Annotated in this window: 12 protein-coding genes; 11 read left to right on the forward strand and 1 reads right to left on the reverse strand. The window is 72.4% G+C overall.

Translation table 11 applies throughout. The features are described from left to right. Nucleotides 1-269: 269 nt before the first annotated feature. From AB0G79_RS12400 to AB0G79_RS12435, 8 genes are all read left to right on the forward strand, one after another. A complete protein-coding gene (locus tag AB0G79_RS12400; protein ID WP_360804458.1) occupies nucleotides 270-3,197 on the forward strand; it encodes a glycoside hydrolase family 48 protein in 2,928 nt (975 codons plus the stop codon). 202 nt (nucleotides 3,198-3,399) lie between these two features. Continuing rightward, nucleotides 3,400-4,923, forward strand: a complete 1,524-nt coding sequence (locus tag AB0G79_RS12405) for an alpha-N-arabinofuranosidase (RefSeq protein WP_360804461.1) — start codon at nucleotides 3,400-3,402, stop codon at nucleotides 4,921-4,923. 204 nt (nucleotides 4,924-5,127) lie between these two features. Next, nucleotides 5,128-6,384, forward strand: coding sequence for an extracellular solute-binding protein (locus AB0G79_RS12410; RefSeq protein WP_360804464.1), 1,257 nt, complete (start codon nucleotides 5,128-5,130; stop codon nucleotides 6,382-6,384). 11 nt (nucleotides 6,385-6,395) lie between these two features. Next, on the forward strand, nucleotides 6,396-7,445 hold the full coding sequence (locus AB0G79_RS12415; protein ID WP_360804466.1) for an ABC transporter permease subunit: 1,050 nt from the start codon (nucleotides 6,396-6,398) through the stop codon (nucleotides 7,443-7,445). Beyond that, nucleotides 7,442-8,299 carry a carbohydrate ABC transporter permease gene (locus AB0G79_RS12420; protein ID WP_360804469.1) on the forward strand — a complete coding sequence of 286 codons (858 nt, stop codon included), beginning with the start codon at nucleotides 7,442-7,444 and terminating at the stop codon, nucleotides 8,297-8,299. The genes AB0G79_RS12415 and AB0G79_RS12420 overlap by 4 nt, the downstream gene beginning before the upstream one ends. Further along, nucleotides 8,296-8,892 (forward strand): hypothetical protein, encoded by a 597-nt coding sequence (locus tag AB0G79_RS12425; protein ID WP_360804472.1) that lies wholly within the window; start codon nucleotides 8,296-8,298, stop codon nucleotides 8,890-8,892. The genes AB0G79_RS12420 and AB0G79_RS12425 overlap by 4 nt, the downstream gene beginning before the upstream one ends. 280 nt (nucleotides 8,893-9,172) lie before the next feature. Next, a complete protein-coding gene (locus tag AB0G79_RS12430; protein WP_360804475.1) occupies nucleotides 9,173-11,908 on the forward strand; it encodes a Tat pathway signal sequence domain protein in 2,736 nt (911 codons plus the stop codon). 17 nt (nucleotides 11,909-11,925) lie between these two features. After that, nucleotides 11,926-12,978, forward strand: a complete 1,053-nt coding sequence (locus tag AB0G79_RS12435) for a rhamnogalacturonan acetylesterase (RefSeq protein ID WP_360804478.1) — start codon at nucleotides 11,926-11,928, stop codon at nucleotides 12,976-12,978. Here the strand turns inward: AB0G79_RS12435 and AB0G79_RS12440 are convergent. Beyond that, nucleotides 12,975-15,860, reverse strand: coding sequence for a glycoside hydrolase family 2 TIM barrel-domain containing protein (locus tag AB0G79_RS12440; protein ID WP_360804481.1), 2,886 nt, complete (start codon nucleotides 15,858-15,860; stop codon nucleotides 12,975-12,977). The genes AB0G79_RS12435 and AB0G79_RS12440 overlap by 4 nt on opposite strands. A 228-nt stretch (nucleotides 15,861-16,088) precedes the next feature. On the opposite strand from AB0G79_RS12440, the gene AB0G79_RS12445 reads away from it, so the two are divergent. The 3 genes from AB0G79_RS12445 to AB0G79_RS12455 are packed head-to-tail and all read left to right on the forward strand — an operon-like array spanning nucleotide 16,089 to nucleotide 18,428. Further along, nucleotides 16,089-17,159 (forward strand): LacI family DNA-binding transcriptional regulator, encoded by a 1,071-nt coding sequence (locus AB0G79_RS12445; protein WP_360804484.1) that lies wholly within the window; start codon nucleotides 16,089-16,091, stop codon nucleotides 17,157-17,159. Continuing rightward, a complete protein-coding gene (locus AB0G79_RS12450; protein ID WP_360804487.1) occupies nucleotides 17,140-17,724 on the forward strand; it encodes a SigE family RNA polymerase sigma factor in 585 nt (194 codons plus the stop codon). Before AB0G79_RS12445 ends, AB0G79_RS12450 begins: the two co-directional genes overlap by 20 nt. Further along, nucleotides 17,724-18,428 carry a hypothetical protein gene (locus AB0G79_RS12455; RefSeq protein ID WP_360804490.1) on the forward strand — a complete coding sequence of 235 codons (705 nt, stop codon included), beginning with the start codon at nucleotides 17,724-17,726 and terminating at the stop codon, nucleotides 18,426-18,428. The genes AB0G79_RS12450 and AB0G79_RS12455 overlap by 1 nt, the downstream gene beginning before the upstream one ends. Nucleotides 18,429-18,533: the final 105 nt, after the last annotated feature.

Consider the following 18,533-nt stretch of genomic DNA (forward strand, 5'->3'; position numbering starts at 1 on the left):
GACAGCGAGGGCACACCGCGGACGGTGCGCCGACTGGACGGAATCGCTCCCACTGGTCGGGGCAGACCGTAGCGTCAACTCACGCCAAGCAAAAGAGGGGTTGGGTAAATTTCCCGCTCATCTGCCTTCGACTCTTCGCACATCTTGACGCCGTTGCGGCCCAACTGCACAGTGGGAGCGCTCCCACTGGTTCAGAGCTTGTCCCCACAGGCAGCTCCCCCCGCTCTTCGCACCCCCCGACCTCCCGAGCCGCGAGGAGAACCACCCGCATGTCACGAGCACCTTCACGCCTCCGAACGAGACGACGGGCGCGCCGATCGCTCACCGCGCTCACCGCCGCTTTCGCGCTCCCCCTGGGCCTCACGGCCTTCGGTGCCCTTCCCGCCGCGCAGGCCGCCGGCGTCCAGTGCAGCGTCGACTACAAGACGAACGACTGGGGTTCGGGCTTCACCGCCGAACTCACGCTCACCAACCGGGCAGCCGAGACCCTCAACGGCTGGACGCTGACCTACGCCTACGCAGGTGACCAGAAGCTCACCAACGGCTGGAGCGGCGTCTGGTCCCAGTCGGGCAAGAACGTCACCGTCACCAACGCGTCCTGGAACGGCACGCTCGCGTCCGGCGCCGCCGTCTCGGTCGGCGGACAGTTCACGTACAGCGGGACGAACGCCGCCCCGACCGGTTTCGCGGTCAACGGCACCTCCTGCACCGGCGCCCACCAGCCCCCGGTGGCGGTCCTGACCAGCCCCACCGCCGGAGCCGTCTACACCGAGGGCACCGCGGTCCCGCTCGCCGCCACGGCGGCCGCGGCCGACAGCGCCACCGTGAGCAAGGTGGAGTTCTACAGCGACACCACCCTCCTCGGTACGGACACGACCGCGCCCTTCACCCACAGCGCCACCGCCCTCGCCGCCGGCGCCCACTCCCTCTACGCCAAGGCCTACGACAGCCTCGGCGCTTCCGCCGAGTCGGCCCCCGTCGGCATCACCGTCGCCGCCGGACCCGCGCTCGTCGCCTCGCCGAGCCAGCTCGGCGTACGGCAGGGCTCCACCGGGACCTTCGACCTGAAGCTCTCCACCGCGCCCACCGCCAACGTCACGGTGACCGTCGCCCGTACCTCAGGCAACACCAACCTCACCGCGACCCCGGCGACCCTCACCTTCACCCCGGCGAACTGGAACACCGCCCAGAAGGTGACCGTCGCCGCGGCGGCCACCGGCACCGGGTCGGCCGTCTTCACCGCGACCGCACCCGGCCACGCGAAGGCCGAGGTCACCGCCACCCAGCTGGCCGCGGACTCCACGTACGACTCCCGCTTCCTCGACCTCCACGGGAAGATCACCAACCCGGCCAACGGCTACTTCTCGCCCGAGGGCATCCCGTACCACTCCGTCGAGACCCTGATCGTCGAGGCCCCCGACCACGGGCACGAGACGACCTCGGAGGCGTACAGCTACCTCGTCTGGCTCCAGGCGATGTACGGCAAGATCACCGGCGACTGGACCAAGTTCAACGGCGCCTGGGACACCATGGAGAAATTCATGATCCCCACCCACGCCGACACGCCGACCACCGGCAGCTACAACGCCTCGAAGCCCGCCACCTACGCGCCCGAGTGGGACCTTCCCTCCCAGTACCCCTCGCGCCTCGACGGCGGCGTCACCGCCGGCGTCGACCCGATCGCCGGCGAGCTGAAGAGCGCCTACGGCACCGACGACATCTACGGCATGCACTGGATCCAGGACGTCGACAACGTCTACGGCTTCGGCAACGAGCCCGGCAAGTGCTCCGCCGGCCCGACGGCGACCGGCCCCTCGTACATCAACACCTTCCAGCGCGGCCCGCAGGAGTCCGTCTGGGAGACCGTCACCCACCCGACCTGCGACAAGTTCGCCTACGGCGGCAAGAACGGCTACCTCGACCTCTTCACCGGCGACTCCTCCTACGCCAAGCAGTGGAAGTTCACCAACGCCCCCGACGCCGACGCCCGCGCCGTCCAGGCCGCCTACTGGGCCGACCTCTGGGCCAAGGAGCAGGGCAAGGGCACCCAGGTCGCCGCGACCGTCGGCAAGGCCGCCAAGATGGGCGACTACCTGCGGTACGCCATGTTCGACAAGTACTTCAAGAAGATCGGCAACTGCGTCGGCCCGACCACCTGCCCGGCCGGCACCGGCAAGGACAGCTCCAGCTACCTGATCTCCTGGTACTACGCCTGGGGCGGCGCGACCGACACCTCGGCCGGCTGGTCGTGGCGCATCGGCTCCAGCCACAACCACAGCGGCTACCAGAACCCGCTGGCCGCGTACGCGCTCAGCCAGTACGCCCCGCTCAAGCCGAAGTCGGCGACGGGCCAGGCCGACTGGGCGACCAGCCTCGGCCGACAGATCGAGTTCTACCGCTGGCTCCAGTCCGACGAGGGCGCCATCGCGGGCGGTGCCACCAACAGCTGGCAGGGCCGCTACGCCACCCCGCCGGCCGGCACCCCCACCTTCTACGGCATGTACTACGACGAGAAGCCCGTCTACCACGACCCGGCGTCGAACCAGTGGTTCGGCTTCCAGACCTGGTCGATGGAGCGCGTCGCCGAGTACTACCAGCAGTCCGGTGACGCCAAGGCCAAGGCCGTCCTCGACAAGTGGGTCACCTGGGCGCTGTCCAAGACCACGATCAACCCGGACGGCACCTACCGCATCCCCTCCACCCTCCAGTGGTCCGGCGCCCCCGACACCTGGAACGCGGCGACCCCGGGCGCCAACGCCGGTCTGCACGTCACCGTCGCCGACTACACCAACGACGTCGGCGTCGCCGGCTCCTACGCCAAGACGCTCACCTACTACGCGGCCAAGTCCGGCCACGCCGAGGCCAAGCGCGTCGCCAAGGCGCTGCTCGACGGCATGTGGACGCACCACCAGGACGCGCTGGGCATCGCGGTCCCGGAGACCCGCTCCGACTACAGCCGCTTCGACGACCCGGTGTACGTGCCGAGCGGCTGGACCGGCGTCATGCCGAACGGTGACGCCGTGAACTCCTCCTCGACCTTCGCCTCCATCCGGTCCTTCTACAAGAACGACCCGGCCTGGCCGAAGATCGAGGCCTACCTGGCGGGCGGCGCCGCCCCCGTCTTCACCTACCACCGGTTCTGGGCCCAGGCGGACATCGCCCTGGCCATGGGCGCGTACGCGGACCTGCTCGAATAACTGCCCGCCCCGCACAGAGCAGGGCCCGCGTACGACGAGGCCGGGCGGACCCCCGTGAACACGACGGGGGGCCGCCCGGCCTTCGGGCGTCCATTGACGGTTCCCGAGTCGCGCTCCTACCTTCTCGTCCGACGACACGACCACTGGTCGAAATATCGAACATCCAGCGCGTCTGGATGCGTCTCGAACGAGAGGGAATCGCGTGTCCCAGCCCGAACGCACCACCGGCACCGCTCGTTTCACCCTCGACCCCGACTTCACCGTCGGCCCCGTCGACCCCCGCCTCTTCGGCTCCTTCGTCGAACACCTCGGCCGCTGCGTCTACACCGGCATCCACGAGCCCGGCCACCCCGCCGCCGACGAGGACGGCCTGCGCACCGACGTCCTGGAGCTCGTCCGCGAGCTCGGCGTCACCGCGATCCGCTACCCGGGCGGCAACTTCGTCTCCGGCTACCGATGGGAGGACAGCGTCGGTCCGGTCGACGAGCGGCCCCGGCGGCTCGACGTCGCCTGGCGCTCCACCGAGACGAATCGTTTCGGCCTCAGCGAGTTCATGACCTTCCTGCGGAAGGCGGGACCCGGCGCCGAGCCGATGATGGCGATCAACCTCGGCACCCGGGGCATCTCCGAGGCCATGGACCTCGTCGAGTACGCCAACCACCCCGGCGGCACGACGCTCTCCGACCTCCGCGTGGCCCACGGCGACAAGGACCCCTTCGGCATCCGCCTGTGGTGCCTCGGCAACGAGCTGGACGGCCCCTGGCAGACCGGTCAGAAGACGGCGCAGGAGTACGGAAGGCTGGCCGCCCAGACCGCCCGCGCGCTGCGCGGCATCGACCCCGGCCTCGAACTCGTGGCCTGCGGCAGCTCGGGGCGAAGCCTGCCGACCTTCGCCGCCTGGGAGGCGACCGTCCTCGCCGAGACGTACGACGTCGTCGACCACGTCTCGCTGCACGCCTACTACGAGGAGGAGAACGGTGACCGCGACTCCTTCCTCGCCTCCGCCGTCGACATGGAGGCCTTCATCGAGGAGGTCGTCGCGACCTGCGACCACGTCGGTGCCCGCCTCAAGAACCCGAAGAAGCTCACGCTCTCCTTCGACGAGTGGAACGTCTGGTACCAGCGCAGGCCCAACCCGCACCCGGTGGAGGACTGGCAGGAGGCGCCGCGCCTCCTGGAGGACGTCTACACCGTCACCGACGCCGTCGTCTTCGGCAGCCTCCTCGTCACCCTGCTCCGGCACGCCGACCGGGTCGCCGTCGCCTGCCTCGCGCAGCTCGTCAACGTGATCGCCCCGATCATGACCGAGCCCGGCGGCCCGGCCTGGCGGCAGACCACCTTCTTCCCCTTCGCGCAGGCCTCCCGGTACGGCCGCGGGACCGTCCTGGACGTGCGCGTGGACGCGCCGACGTACACGACGGCCAGGTTCGGCGAGGTCCCGCTGCTGCACGCCACCGCCGTGCGCGCGGAGGACGGCTCGGTGACCGTCTTCGCCGTGAACCGTGACCAGAACCGTCCCCTCCCGCTCGACGTGACCCTGCGCGGCCTCGGTCTCGACCGGGTCGTCGAGCACACCGCGCTCGCCGACGCGGACCCGGACGCCCGCAACACCCTCGACGAGCCGGAGCGGGTCCTGCCGCACGCCGTGGACGGCACGCGCCTCGACGACGGGGTCCTCAGGGCCGTCCTGGAGCCGATGTCCTGGAACGTCGTGCGACTGGCCTGAGGGTTCCTCGCGGGGCCCATGTTTTGAATCCTTTCACAAGGTGGGGTCCTCTCCTCGGTCGAAGCGCCTCGAAACTTCCTGTCCGAAGCGTTGACGTGACTGACGGACGACCCTACTTTGTCTCAGCAAGCGCTTTCCTGAAACGTTCTAATAACGCGCGGAGGACGAACTGTGCGTACTCAAAGCACTGTTGACCGTCGGAGCATGCTGAAGGTCACCGGAGGTTCGCTGGTGGCACTCGGCCTGACCGCGGCGGGCTGCGGAACCGGCTCGGACTCGGGTTCCGGAGACGGCGTGGTCACCATCCGGTACAGCTGGTGGGGCTCCGAGGACCGCGCCAAGCGGATCAACCAGTCGATCGCCCTCTTCGAGAAGAAGTTCCCGAAGATCAAGGTCAAGACCGACTTCCAGCCGTACGCCGACTTCTGGAAGAAGTTCAACACCCAGGCGTCGGGCGGCAACGCACCGGACGTCTTCCAGAACGCCATCGGCTTCCTGCGCAAGTACGACGCGAAGAACGTCCTCCTCGACCTGCGCGAGCAGGCCGAGGCGGGCCACCTCCGCCTGGAGGGCTTCCGGGCCGGCCTGGAGAAGTTCGGCGAGGTCGACGGCAAGCTCCTCGGCCTCCCCGTCGGCAGCAACTCCATGGCACTCGTCGTCGACCAGACCGTCTTCGCCAAGGCCAAGGTCACCCCGAAGCCCGGCTGGACCTGGGACGAGTACCACGACGCCCTCGCGAAGATCCAGGAGACGCAGGGCCGGGCCGGCGACTCCGGGCCGTACGGGATCATGTACCTGTACGACCTCTACCTCCGCCAGCAGGGCAAGGCCTTCTTCACCACCTCCGGACTCGGCTTCACCGAGGCCGACCTGACGGACTGGTGGACCAAGGCCGCCGCCCGCGTGAAGTCGGGCGTCTACGCCGACCCGAAGAAGACCATCCCGGCCAAGCCCAAGTCGGCGGTCACCGCCGAGCTCGCCGGCTGCGAGTTCACCTGGGACAACTTCGCCGTCCGCTACACCGCCGAGGGCAAGAGCCAGTACGGGCTCGCGCCCATCCCCACCACCGACGGCCACAAGACCGGCCAGTACCTCGGCTCCCTCATGCTGAGCGCCTCCAAGCGCACCAAGCACCCCGAGGAAGTAGCCCAGTTCATCGACTTCATGGTCCACGACCCCGAGGTCGGCAGGATCATGGGCTACGACCGGGGCGTCCCGGCCACCGAGGCCCAGTACCAGGCGTACGTGCCCAGCGACCCGGTCGGCAAGCAGATCGCCGCGTACGAGAAGCAGCTCGTCGAGTCCCGCGTCCTGGAGCCGATCACGCCGCACCCGGCCGGCGCCGACGTGTGCGAGGCCGCGTTCATGCGGCTCGCCGAGGAGATGTCGCTCGGGAAGCGGCCCGTCGCGGACGCGGTGAAGCAGTACTTCACCGAGGCGAAGACCGCCCTCGCCTCCTGATGGACGCCCCCGTGACCGACGCACCGACCGGCGCGCCGACCGCCGCACCCGCCGACGAGCCGACCGCCGTGCCGGACAGCCGCCCCGACGGGGAGACCGCGGCCTCTCCCGTCGGCGGCGGTCGCCCGAGCGGCGCCCGCTCCCGACGCGGCTCCCGCACCCGCCCCGGCGGGGCCCGCCGCGAGAACCTCGCCGGCTACCTCTTCATGTCGCCGTGGATCGCGGGCTTCCTCCTGCTCACCGCGGGACCCATGGTCGCCTCGCTCTACTTCGCCTTCACCGACTACAACCTCTTCGACCCGCCCCGGTGGATCGGCCTCGACAACTTCACCGAGATGTTCGGCGACGCCCGCTGGCGCACCTCCGTCAAGGTCACCGGCTGGTACGTGCTCGTCGGCACCCCGCTCAAGCTCGCCGCCGCGCTCGGCGTCGCCGTCCTGCTGAACCAGAGCCGGCGCGGCCAGGGCTTCTACCGGGCCGCCTTCTACGCGCCCTCGCTCATCGGCGCCAGCGTCTCCATCGCCATCGTCTGGCGCGCCCTCTTCTCCGACGGCGCCGCCGTCGACCGCGGGCAGCAGCTCATCGGGCTCGACCCCGGCGGCTGGATCGGCGACCCCGACCGCATCATCTACGCGCTCGTCGCGCTCACCGTCTGGCAGTTCGGCGCGCCGATGGTCATCTTCCTCGCCGGACTCAAGCAGGTCCCGCGCGAGCTGTACGAGGCGGCGCAGGTCGACGGGGCGAGCCCCTGGCGCCGCTTCTGGAGCATCACCCTGCCGATGATCTCCCCGGTGCTCTTCTTCAACGTGCTCCTGGAGACCATCCACTCGTTCCAGATCTTCGGCTCCGCCTACATCATCGGCAGCCAGGGCAACGCCTGCGGCCCGGCCGACGGCACGCTCGTCTACACCTGCTACCTCTACATCCAGGGCTTCGAGAACAGCCGGATGGGCCTCGCCTCGGCGATGGCGTGGATGCTGCTGCTCGCCGTCGGTCTCGTCACCGCCGTGCTGTTCTGGTCCCAGCGGCGCTGGGTGCACTACGAGGAGGGAGGCCGATGAGCCTCACCGCGCGCACAGGCCGGTCGCTTTCGTTCGGCTCGGTCGCCTGGCACCTCGGGTCGCTGGCCGTCCTCGCGGTCATCCTCTACCCCGTGGTGTGGGTGATCGGCGGGTCGTTCAAGCCGAACGACGAGATCGTCGGCAGCCTCACGATCTTCCCGACGGACCCCATCACCGACAACTACCGCCGGCTCGCCGACGGCATCGCCGACATCCCCATCTCGACGTTCTTCGGCAACTCCCTCTTCCTCGCGCTCGGTTCCGTCGTCGGCGTCCTCGTCTCCAGCTCGCTGGCCGCCTACGCCTTCGCCAAGATCGGTTTCGCGGGGCGGGGGTTGCTCTTCGCGCTGATGATCGGCACGCTGCTGCTCCCGTACCACGTGCTGCTCATCCCGCAGTACGTTCTCTTCCAGAAGCTCGAACTCATCAACACGTACACGCCGTTGCTGCTCGGCAAGTACCTGGCGACGGACGCGTTCTTCGTCTTCCTCATCGTCCAGTTCATGCGCGGACTGCCGAAGGAGCTGGACGAGGCGGCCCGCCTCGACGGGTGCGGGCACCTGCGGACGTACTGGTCGATCGTGCTGCCGCTGTGCCGGCCGGCCCTCATCACCAGCGCGATCTTCACGTTCATCAACGCGTGGAACGACTTCATGGGGCCGTTGATCTATCTGAACGAACCCGAGAAGTACACGGTCTCGCTCGGCCTCAAGATGTTCGTCGACCAGGACGGCGTCGCCAACTACGGCGGCATGATCGCGATGTCGCTCGTGGCGCTGCTGCCGGTCGTCGCCTTCTTCCTCGCCTTCCAGCGGTACCTTATCGACGGCATGGCCACCTCGGGGCTCAAGTGACGGCCGCCCCGGCGGCCGGCGAGCGGTTCCGGGCCCGGTTCGGGGTCTTCGCCGAGAGCCTCCTCGTGGGGGTCTGGATCACCGTCGCCGCGCTGCCGCTGGTGACCCTCCCGGCGGCGCTCGCCGCCGGAGCGGGGCACCTGCGGCGCTGGACCGGCGACGAACCGGCCGGCCTGCGGTCCTTCGCCGCCGACCTGCGCGCGGCCCTGCGGGGCGGCGGTACGGCGGCGGGCCTCGGCTACCTGGCCGTCCTGCTCCTCGTGGGCGCCGACCTGGCCCTCGTACGGGCCCTGCCCGTGCCCGGCGGGCGCGCGACGGGCGCGGTCGCCCTGGTCGCCGCGCTCTGGGCGACGGTCACGCTCCTCCGGGCCGCCACCGCGTGGCGTCCGGGTCTCCGCTGGCGGCCCCTCCTCGGCGCCGCCGCCCGCCGGGCCCTGAGCGACCCGGCGGGCTCCCTCCTCATCGTCTGCGGCCTGGCGGTCATCGCCGCGTCGGCCTGGTTCTCGGCCCCCCTGGCCCTTCCGGCCGTGGGCATCCTGGTCGCCGCCACCCTGGCGACGGAGCACCGGGGGTCCCTTCCGGCGACGGCCTGACCGGCCGACCGCCTCCCCGACTGCCGTCGCTGACCCCGACTGCCGTCGCTGACCCCGACTGCCGTCGCTGACCGCGACTGCTGTTGTCGACTGTGACCGCCGTCGCCACCCCCGACCGCCGTCGTCGACCGCCTCCCCTTCGACTCCCGGGGCCGTGAGCCGTTCCGAGTCGCGCCGGGCCCGCGGCCCCGGGCCCCCGTCCCTCCTTCCTCTCCCCTCTTCTCCTCTCCTCCCTCCCCCTCCACCGGCATGCCCTCGCATGCCCATGAAAGGAGCCCCCGTGTCCTCGCTACCTCGTCGCTCCCTCCTCAAGGCCGCCGCCGTCGCCGGGGCCGCCGCCCAGTTCAGCTGGGCGCTCGGGCGGGGGGAGGCCAGGGCCGCCGCGCCCGTCGAGAGCGTTCCGGCGGGGGAGCGGCCCGCCACCGTCGGCTGGCTGGAGCCCGAGGGTCTCGGGGCCGCCGCCGGGTCGACGTTCGGAGCCGCCTGGCCCAAGGGGGTGCACCCGGACGGACAGGAGTTCTCCCTCACCCGCGCCGACGGCACCGCCGTGCCCGTGCAGACCTGGACCACCGCCCGCTGGCCCGACGGATCGCTGAAGTGGACCGCGCACGCCGTCGGGCCCGAGGCCGCAGGGAGCGAGCGGTTCACCCTCGCCGCCGGGGCGCCCGTCGCCGGGGCGAAGACCGTCTCCGTCACCGAGACCGACCGGCGGATCACCGTCGACACCGGGACCGTCCGGGCCGTCGTCCGGAAGGACGGCGGCAAGCTCGTCGAGTCCGTCACCCGTGACGGCGTGAAGATCGCCGGCGACGGCCGGCTCGTGCTGCTCCGGCAGAGCGACCTCGACGACGGCGACCAGGGCAACGAGAAGTGGGAGCGGTTCGACGGGGAGATCTCCGGAGCCGTCGTCGAACAGAGCGGGCCCGTGCGGGCCGTCGTCCGGATCGACGGCAAGCACCGCAAGGGAAGCCGCAGTTGGCTGCCGTTCTCCGTGCGGCTCTACTTCTACGCCGGGTCCGAGTCCTTCCGGATGGTGCACACCATCACCTACGACGGCGACCAGAACAAGGACTTCGTCCGCGGCCTCGGCGTCCGCTTCACCGTCCCCATGCGCGACGCCATGTACGACCGGCACGTCCGGATCGCGGGCGAGGGTGCCGGCTTCCTCACCGAGGCCGTGCAGGGGATCACCGGACTGCGCCGCGATCCCGGCGCCGCCGTCCGCACCGCCCAGGTCAAGGGCCAGAAGCTGCCCGACCCCGCCACCTGGGACCAGCGCGTCACCACCCGCATGCAGTACGTCCCCACCTGGGGCGACTACACCCTCTCCCAGCTCTCGGCCGACGGCTTCGCCCTGCGCAAGCGAACCAAGCCGGGCCACGGCTGGATCGCCGCCGGCGGCGGCCGTCGCGCCTCCGGCTTCGGCTACGTGGGCGGGGTCACCGGCGGACTCTCCTTCGGGCTCCGGGACTTCTGGCAGAAGCACCCCGCACAGCTCGACATCCGGAACGCCGCGGGCGACGAGGCCGAGGTCACCCTCTGGCTCTGGTCTCCCGAGGCCCAGCCCATGGACCTGCGCTTCTACCACGACGGGATGGGGCAGGAGGCCTTCCCCGAGCAGCTGGAGGGCCTGAACATCACGTACGAGGACTACCAGCCGGGCTTCGGCACCCCGTACGGCATCGCCCGCACCAGCGAGCTCCTCTTCTGGGCCAACGCCGCCACCCCCGCCGCCGCCGACCTCGTCGCCCAGGCCGAGGCCGTCCGCGTCCCGCCGCAGCTCGCCGTCAGCCCCGAAGACCTCGTCCGCGCACGGGTGTTCGGCGGACTGTTCTCGCCCGTCGACCGCTCCACCCCCGCCAGGGCGAAGATCGAGGACCGCCTCGACTACCTCTTCTCCTACTACAAGGACCAGGCGGAGCAGCGCCGTTGGTACGGCTTCTGGGACTACGGCGACATCATGCACACCTACGACGAGGACCGTCACCAGTGGCGGTACGACATCGGCGGCTACGCGTGGGACAACTCCGAGCTCTCGCCCGACCTCTGGCTCTGGTACGCGTACCTGCGCTCCGGCCGCGCCGACATCTTCCGCTTCGCGGAGGCGATGACCCGCCACACCGGCGAGGTCGACGTCTACCACCTCGGCCAGTGGGCCGGCCTCGGCACCCGCCACGGCGTGCAGCACTTCGCGGACAGCGCCAAGCAGCAGCGCATCTCCACCGCCGTCTACCGGCGCCCGTACTACTTCCTCACCGCGGACGAACGCGTCGGCGACCTCATGCACGACCTCGTCGACTCCGACGAGACCTTCCTCGTCCTCGACCCCATCCGCAAGATCCGCACCGAGCCCTACACCCCGGACCGCCACGCCCTCTCCATCGGCTTCGGCACCGACTGGAGCGGTCTCGCCGCCGCCTGGCTGACCGAGTGGGAGCGCGGCGGCCCGAAGGCGGCCAAGGCCGAGGCCCGGCTGCGGTCCACGATGGAGACGATCGCCGCCCAGCCCAACGGCTTCGTCCAGGGCACCGGCCTGTACGACCTCGACACCGGCCGCTTCGCCGTCGCGACCGAACCCGTCGTCGGCGTCTCCCACCTCTCCGCGATGTTCGGCCTCGTCGAGATGTGCGCCGAGCTCATCGACCTCGTCGACCTGCCCGCCTTCAAGAGCGCCTGGCTGGACTACTGCCGCTACTTCAACGCGGGCAAGACCGAGCAGGCCGCCCGCTACGGCAAGAACTTCGGCACCCTGCTCCTGTTCCAGGGCCACTCCCGCCAGGACGCCTACGCTGCGGCCCAGTTGGGCGACGCCAAGCTCGCCGCACGCGCCTGGGCCAAGTTCGACAAGAGCGACGGCTACACCTCCGCCATGGTCTGGGACAAGACGCCCGTCCAGGGCTCCGACGCCCTCGAACCCGGCTACGAGCACCTCTGGATCAGCACCAACACCACCGCGCTGTACGGCCTCGCCGCCATCCAGAACCTCGCCCTCGTCGGCGACCACCTCCCCGCCTGAGCCCCCGGAGGACCCTCATGCGCAGGACCGCACTCCTCGCCGCCGCGGCGACCCTCCTCGGGTCGCTCGCCGCGGCCCCCGCCGCCCACGCCGACGGCCCCTACGGCCAGGGCCTCGACCACTGCGCGACCGCCGGAACGGGCGGACTGGCCTGCCACTTCGACCTCGCGCCCGGCACCTACGACGTCACCCTCACCCTCGGCGGCGACACCGCCGGCTCCACCGCCGTCACCGGCGAGACACGGCGCGCCCTGCTCGCCGAGACCGCCACCGAGGCGGGGGAGACCGTCCGGCGGGCGTTCACCGTCGACGTACGCGATCCGGAGGGCGAGCCCACCGGCCCGGCCGGCAGTCCCGGCCTCGACCTCGTCATCGGCGGCGCCGCCCCGCGCGTCACCGCCCTCCGCGTCACCCCCGCCCCGCGGGCCAGGCGTCTCTTCCTCGTCGGCGACTCCACCGTCTGCGACCAGCCGGCCGCCCCGTACACCGGCTGGGGCCAGCAGCTTCCGGTCCACCTGGGCCGCGGGACCGCCGTCGCCAACCACGCCGACTCCGGCGAGAGCACGGTCACCTTCCTGGCCGACCCGGCACTGTTCGACACCGTCGAGGCGGCGATCCGCCCCGGCGACCCCGTCCTCGTCCAGCTCGCCCACAACGACAAGCAGACCGACGCGGCCACCTACCGCGCCAACCTGACGACCCTGGTCGAGCGGATCCGGGCCAGGGGCGGCGAACCCGTCCTGGTCACGCCGATCGTCCGCCGCTGGTTCACCGGCGGGACCCTCGACAACGGGATCGCCCTGCTCGTCAACGGCCTCGGCGTCGACCACCCCGCCGAGATCCGCGCCCTCGCGGGCACCCTCGGCACCCCGCTGATCGACCTCACCGCCCTCACGAAGGCGCGGGTCGAGGCCCTGGGGCCCGAGGGCTCCAAGGCGCTCTACCTGACGAACGAGAAGCGGGACAACACCCACACCTCCCTGCGGGGGGCCACGGAGTACGCGGCCCTCGTGGCGGGGGAGTTGCGGGCCCGGGGGATCGTTCCACCGGACACGCCGGCCGGGGGCTAGCCCCCCAGCACGGAGAACGTGAACGCGAAGGACGCCGGGGCCGCGTCCAGCCGGTACTCCGGAAGGACGCCCGGTCCGCAGGACTGGGAGCCGATGCCGTGCAGGGCGTGGTCCAGGTGCAGCCAGAGCGTGTCACCGGGGACCAGGTCCGTGCGGTGGGCGGCGGCGTCCAGCTGCTCCGTCGTCCACGGCCGGGCCGTGAACGCGAACACCGGATCGCCCGACACCCGCAGACCGGCGCCCGGACCCGAGGTCAGGTCCAGGCGGCGGGTGTCGATCCGGGCCCCGTTCTCCTGCGGCCGCATGTACGGGGTCCGCAGCTCCTCCACCCGCGCCTCCCAGCGGCCGAGCCGCGCGGCGGCGCGGGTGTCGGCGTACGCCTCCCCCGGCCCCGCCCCGTACCAGGACGCCCGGTCCAGGGCGGCGGGGAGCCCGAGCCTGACCCCGAGCCGGGGGAGCGGCACCCGCCAGTCGCCCTCGGGGACCACCTCGACCAGGAGCCGCAGGGCCTCGCCGTCCGAGGTCCAGTGGTACGTGGTCCGCAGGCCGACGTCCCGGGCGGCGGGCGCCACCCGCGTCCGCACGGTCAGCCCCAGCTCGCCCAGGGCGACGTCGTCGACGCGGTGCCGCATCCGGTCGAGTCCGAGCTCGCGCCAGAGCGTTCCGTGGCGCGGATCGGGCTGCCAGGCGGCGCCCTCGTCGTTGTCCGTCGGCGCCCGCCACACGTCCAGGCGCAGGCCGGTGACGGGGAGCGGACCGAAGGCGACCGGCTCGCCCGTCCGGGCGTCGAAGACACCCGGGCCGAGGGTGATCCGGCGGCCGTCGGCGGAGCTCGGGCGGACGCCCGCCGCCGCGACGACGGGCGGGACGGGGCCGGACACCGGGATCTGGCCCCACGCCACCTCGTGCCCCGCCTCCGCCCAGGGAGTGTCGTGCGCGAGCGACGCCCGTACGGTCCACACCGTCTCCGCGCCCTCCGGGTGCGCGGGCGCGGCCGGCAGGGCCACCCGCGCGCTCTCCTTCGCGGCGAGTGCCGGGACGTCGAGCGGCCCGGTGGCGAGCGTCTCGCCGTCGGCGAGGAAGGACCAGGTGAACGCGAGATGCGAGAGGTCGGCCATGTCGTGCCCGTTCGTCACCAGGACGTCGGCCGCGCCCCCGGCGGCGATCGTCACCGGCTCGACGACCTTCTTGTACTCCAGGAGGCCGGGCGACGGCGTCCTGTCGGGGAAGAGCAGGCCGTCGCAGACGAAGTTGCCGTCGTGCAGCTCCTCGCCGAAGTCGCCGCCGTAGCCGTACCCGTACTCCGGATGGGCGAGGCCGTGGTCGATCCACTCCCAGACGAAACCGCCCTGGCAGCGCTCGTACCGCTCGAAGAGCCGCTGGTAGTCGGCGAGCCCGCCGGGTCCGTTGCCCATGGCGTGCGCGTACTCGCAGAGGATGAAGGGCAGCCGGCGCCTGGCCTCCGGGCCCTCGTCCTCCCGGCGGCCGATCTCCTCGACCTCGGCGTGCGGCGGGTACATCCGCGAGTACACGTCGGTGTCCGCGCAGGAGCGGTCGCCCTCGTAGTGGACGAGCCGGGACGGGTCGCGGTCGCGGATCCAGCGGGCCATCGCGGTCATGCCGGCGCCGGTGCCGCACTCGTTGCCGAGCGACCAGACGACGACGGAGGGGTGGTTCTTGTCGCGCTCGACGAGCCGGGCCGCCCGGTCGAGCAGGGCGGGGGTCCAGCGCTCGTCGTCGACGGGGTTGCCCTCCCAGCCGACCTCCTCGTACCCGTGGGTCTCCAGGTCGCCCTCGTCGATCACCCAGAGGCCGTAGGTGTCGCACAGGTCGAGGAAGGCGGGGTGCGGGGGGTAGTGCGAGGTGCGGACGGCGTTGATGTTGTGCCGCTTCATCAGCTCGACGTCCTCGCGCATGGTCGCGAGGTCCAGGCTCCGCCCGCGCTCCGGGTGGAACTCGTGGCGGTTGACGCCCCGGAAGAGGATCCGGCGGCCGTTGACGGTGATCACGCCGTTCTCGACGGCGACCGTCCGGAAGCCGATCCGCAGCGGGATCCGCTCGCCGCCGGCCGCGAGTTCGGCCTCGTACAGGCGGGGGAGCTCGGCGCTCCACGGCTCGACGGGCACGGTCGCGGACTCGCCGGTGGCGAGGTCGAGGCCGAGCTCCGGCACGGTGACCCGCCCCGGCACGTCGCACTCCACGCGCAGGGTGCCGGTGCCGGTGGTGCGGTCGTACGAGGCGTGGGCGAAGAAGTCGCCGGGGGCGCCCTCCGGCCGGTGCAGGAGCGTCACGTCGCGGAAGACGCCCGGCAGCCACCACTGGTCCTGGTCCTCCAGGTAGGAGCCGGAGGACCACTGGTGGACGCGGAGGGCGAGGACGTTGTCCCGGGGCTGGAGCAGGTGGCCCACGGCGAACTCGTGGGCGAGCCGGGATCCCTTGAACTCGCCGAGCTCCGTGCCGTTCAGCCAGACGCGGGCGCAGGACTCGACGCCGTCGAGGCGGAGGACGGCCCCGCCGTCCGCGGGCCAGTCGGCGGGCAGGTCGAACCGGCGCAGATGGTCGCCGGTCGGGTTCTCGGTGGGGACGCGGGGGGCGTCGAGGGGGAAGGGGTACCGGACGTTGGTGTACGCGGGACCGCCGTACCCGGCTCCCTCCTTGCCCTGGAGGACCCAGTGGCCGGGGACCGCGACCGTGCCCCACGCGCTCGCGTCGAAGTCCGGGTCCGCGAAGGACTCGTCCTCGGCGTCGGCGGTGGCGGAGAGGCGGAAGCCCCAGGAGCCGTTGAGGGAGAGGGCGGGGGCGTCGGAACGGGCGTACCAGGCGCGGGGCGGGAGCGTCCCGCGGCCGGGGGAGACGTCTTCGTACCAGGGCAGGGCGGACATGGTCCTCCAGTCGGAGAGAGCGGAGAGGAAGAGTCATTGCTTGAGAAAGCGCTTTCTATGCGCACTCCATCCCACCGCGCGGCACGCCCGCGCACAACCCCGCGCGCCCACCCGGTCCTTGGACCTTTCGCGGCCCACCTGGACAGCCCGTCGAGCGCCCGCTTAGTGTCGGGACCCGAACCGTCGGGCCGCCGCCCGGACACCCGGGAACTGCCGAGGAGCGCGCACGTGGTCACCCTCGCCGATGTCGCCCGTCACGCCGGGGTCTCCGCCAGCACCGTCAGCTACGTGCTCAGCGGCAAGCGTTCCATCTCCGCCCCGACGCGCGAACGGATCCAGCGCAGCATCGACGTCCTCGGCTACCGGCCGCACGCCGGCGCCCGCGCGCTCGCCAGCAGCCGGACCGACGTCCTCGCCCTGATGATGCCGCTCCGCACCGGGCTCTACGTGCCCGTGCTCATGGAGATCGCCATGGCCGTCACCACCACCGCCCGCGTCCACGGCTACGACGTCCTGCTCCTCACCGGCGAGGAGGGCCCCGAGGCCGTCCGCCGGGTCGAGGGCAGCGCCGTCGCCGACGCCATGATCGTCATGGACGTCGAACGCGACGACCCCCGCCTGCCCTTCCTCCGGGAGGCCGAGCGGCCCGCCGTGCTCATCGGCCTGCCCACGGAGACCGCCGCCCCCGCCGACTCCACCGGACTCGACTGCGTCGACCTCGACTTCGAGGCCGCCGGAGCCCGCTGCGTCGAGCACCTCGCGGCCCTCGGCCACACGGGCGTCGCCGTCCTCGGCGAACCGCCGGACGTCTACGCCAGGGGTACGGGCTTCGCCACGCGCACCCTCACCGGGCTGCGCGCCGCCGCCGGGACGCACGGCGTCGGCCTGCTCCACCGGCCGGTCGAGGGCACCTACGCGGCCGTCGCCGCCGCCGTCACCCGCGTCTTCGAGGAGCGCCCCGGCACCACGGCCCTCGTCGTCCAGAACGAGGCCGCCGTCGAACCCCTCCTCGCGGTCCTGCGCCACCAGGGCCGCGCCGTCCCCGAGGACGTCTCCGTCGTCGCCATCTGCCCCGACCAGGTCGCCGTCCACGCCTCCGTGCCGCTCACCGCCGTCACCGTGCCCGCGCGGGACATGGGACGGCTCGCCGTGGAGCGGATCGTCGCGCGCCTCGCCGGGCAGCCCGCGCGCGGTACGGAGCTGATCGCGCCGCGCCTCACGGAGCGGGCCAGCACGGGCGGGGCGCCGGCCCCCGCCGCCGACCTCGCCGAGGGCCGCCATGGTCGCGGCGGGCACTGACGGCGCGGGCGGCGCGGACGGCGCGGACGGCGCGGACGGCGCGGACGGCGCGGACGGCGCGGCGGAGTTCCGGGCCTTCTTCGCGCGCCACTACGCCGAACTCGCCCGCCTCGCCCACCTCCTGACCGGCGAGACCGACGCCGCCGACGACCTCGCGGCCGACGCCATGCTCGCGCTCTGGCACCGCTGGGACCGCGTCCGCGCCGCCGACCATCCCGCCGCCTACGCCCGGGGCGTCGTCACCAACCTCGTCCGCACCCGCATCCGGGGCAGCGTCCGCGAACGCCGCCGCATCGCCGCCTTCTGGGACCGCCGCTCCGACCACGTCGAGGACCCCGACGTCCCCGCCGTGCTCGACGTGCGGACGGCGCTGCGCGCCCTGCCCTTCCGCAAGCGCGCCTGCGTCGTCCTCCGGCACGCCTTCGACCTCTCGGAGCGGGACACCGCGCTCGCCCTCGGGATCTCGGTCGGTACGGTGAAGAGCCAGACCGCCAAGGGGATGGCGGAGCTCCAGCGCCTCCTGGGCGAGCGGGCCGCCACCGAACTCGCCGCGGGGAGGCGCTGATGGACGAGGCACGGCTCCGCCGCGAGCTCCGGGAGGCCGGGCAGGCCCATCAGCCCGACCACGCCCGGATGCTGGCCCGCGTGGAGCGCGGCCTCTCCGCGCCTCCGCCGTCCCGCGCCACGCGCGCGCGTGCCCCGCGCCCCCGGGGCGCCGCCCGCCGCTGGCCGGCCGCCGTCGCGGTGGCGGCGGCCGTGGCCGGGGTCGTCGGGCTCGGCGGCCTCGCCGTGACGACGCTCGACGGGGACCGCCCCGGCGCCCCGGCCGCGGTGGCTCCCGCACCGACCGGGCCCGACGGGCCGCGGCCCGCGGCCCCCGGCCCGTCGGCGCGGGCCGCCGGCACCGTCGACCCCGGCAGCAACCGCTGGTGGGCCCAGTCCGACCTGGCCCTGACGACCGCGTCCGACGTCTCCGGCCTCACCGTCGAGATACGCGTGGCCCGCACCCCCGGCGTCGCGAACACCGGCCACTGGTGCACCCGCCCCGCCGAGGACTTCACCGTCACGGTCACCGAGGAGCCCCGGACCCTGGTCTACCGATGGGTGCTCAAGCGGGGCCGTACGGTCCCGGTCGGCCCGCACACCTTCGCGGCCCAGTACAACCACGCCGAGGGGGTACGGGACGCGTCGGCCGACGCGTACACCGTCACGCTCACCGGCCCGGACGGCGGACGCACCACCCTCAGAGGCGGCTTCGGACGCCCGTGAGGCGCGGCCCGTGAGCGGCCCGGGAGGCGCGGCCCGTGAGTGGCCCGTGAGCCGGCCCCTGAAACGGCCCTTTGACACGGCCCTGGAAACGGCCTTTGAACGGCC

This window comes from Streptomyces sp. NPDC020807 (assembly GCF_040641575.1).
Lineage (GTDB): Bacteria > Actinomycetota > Actinomycetes > Streptomycetales > Streptomycetaceae > Streptomyces.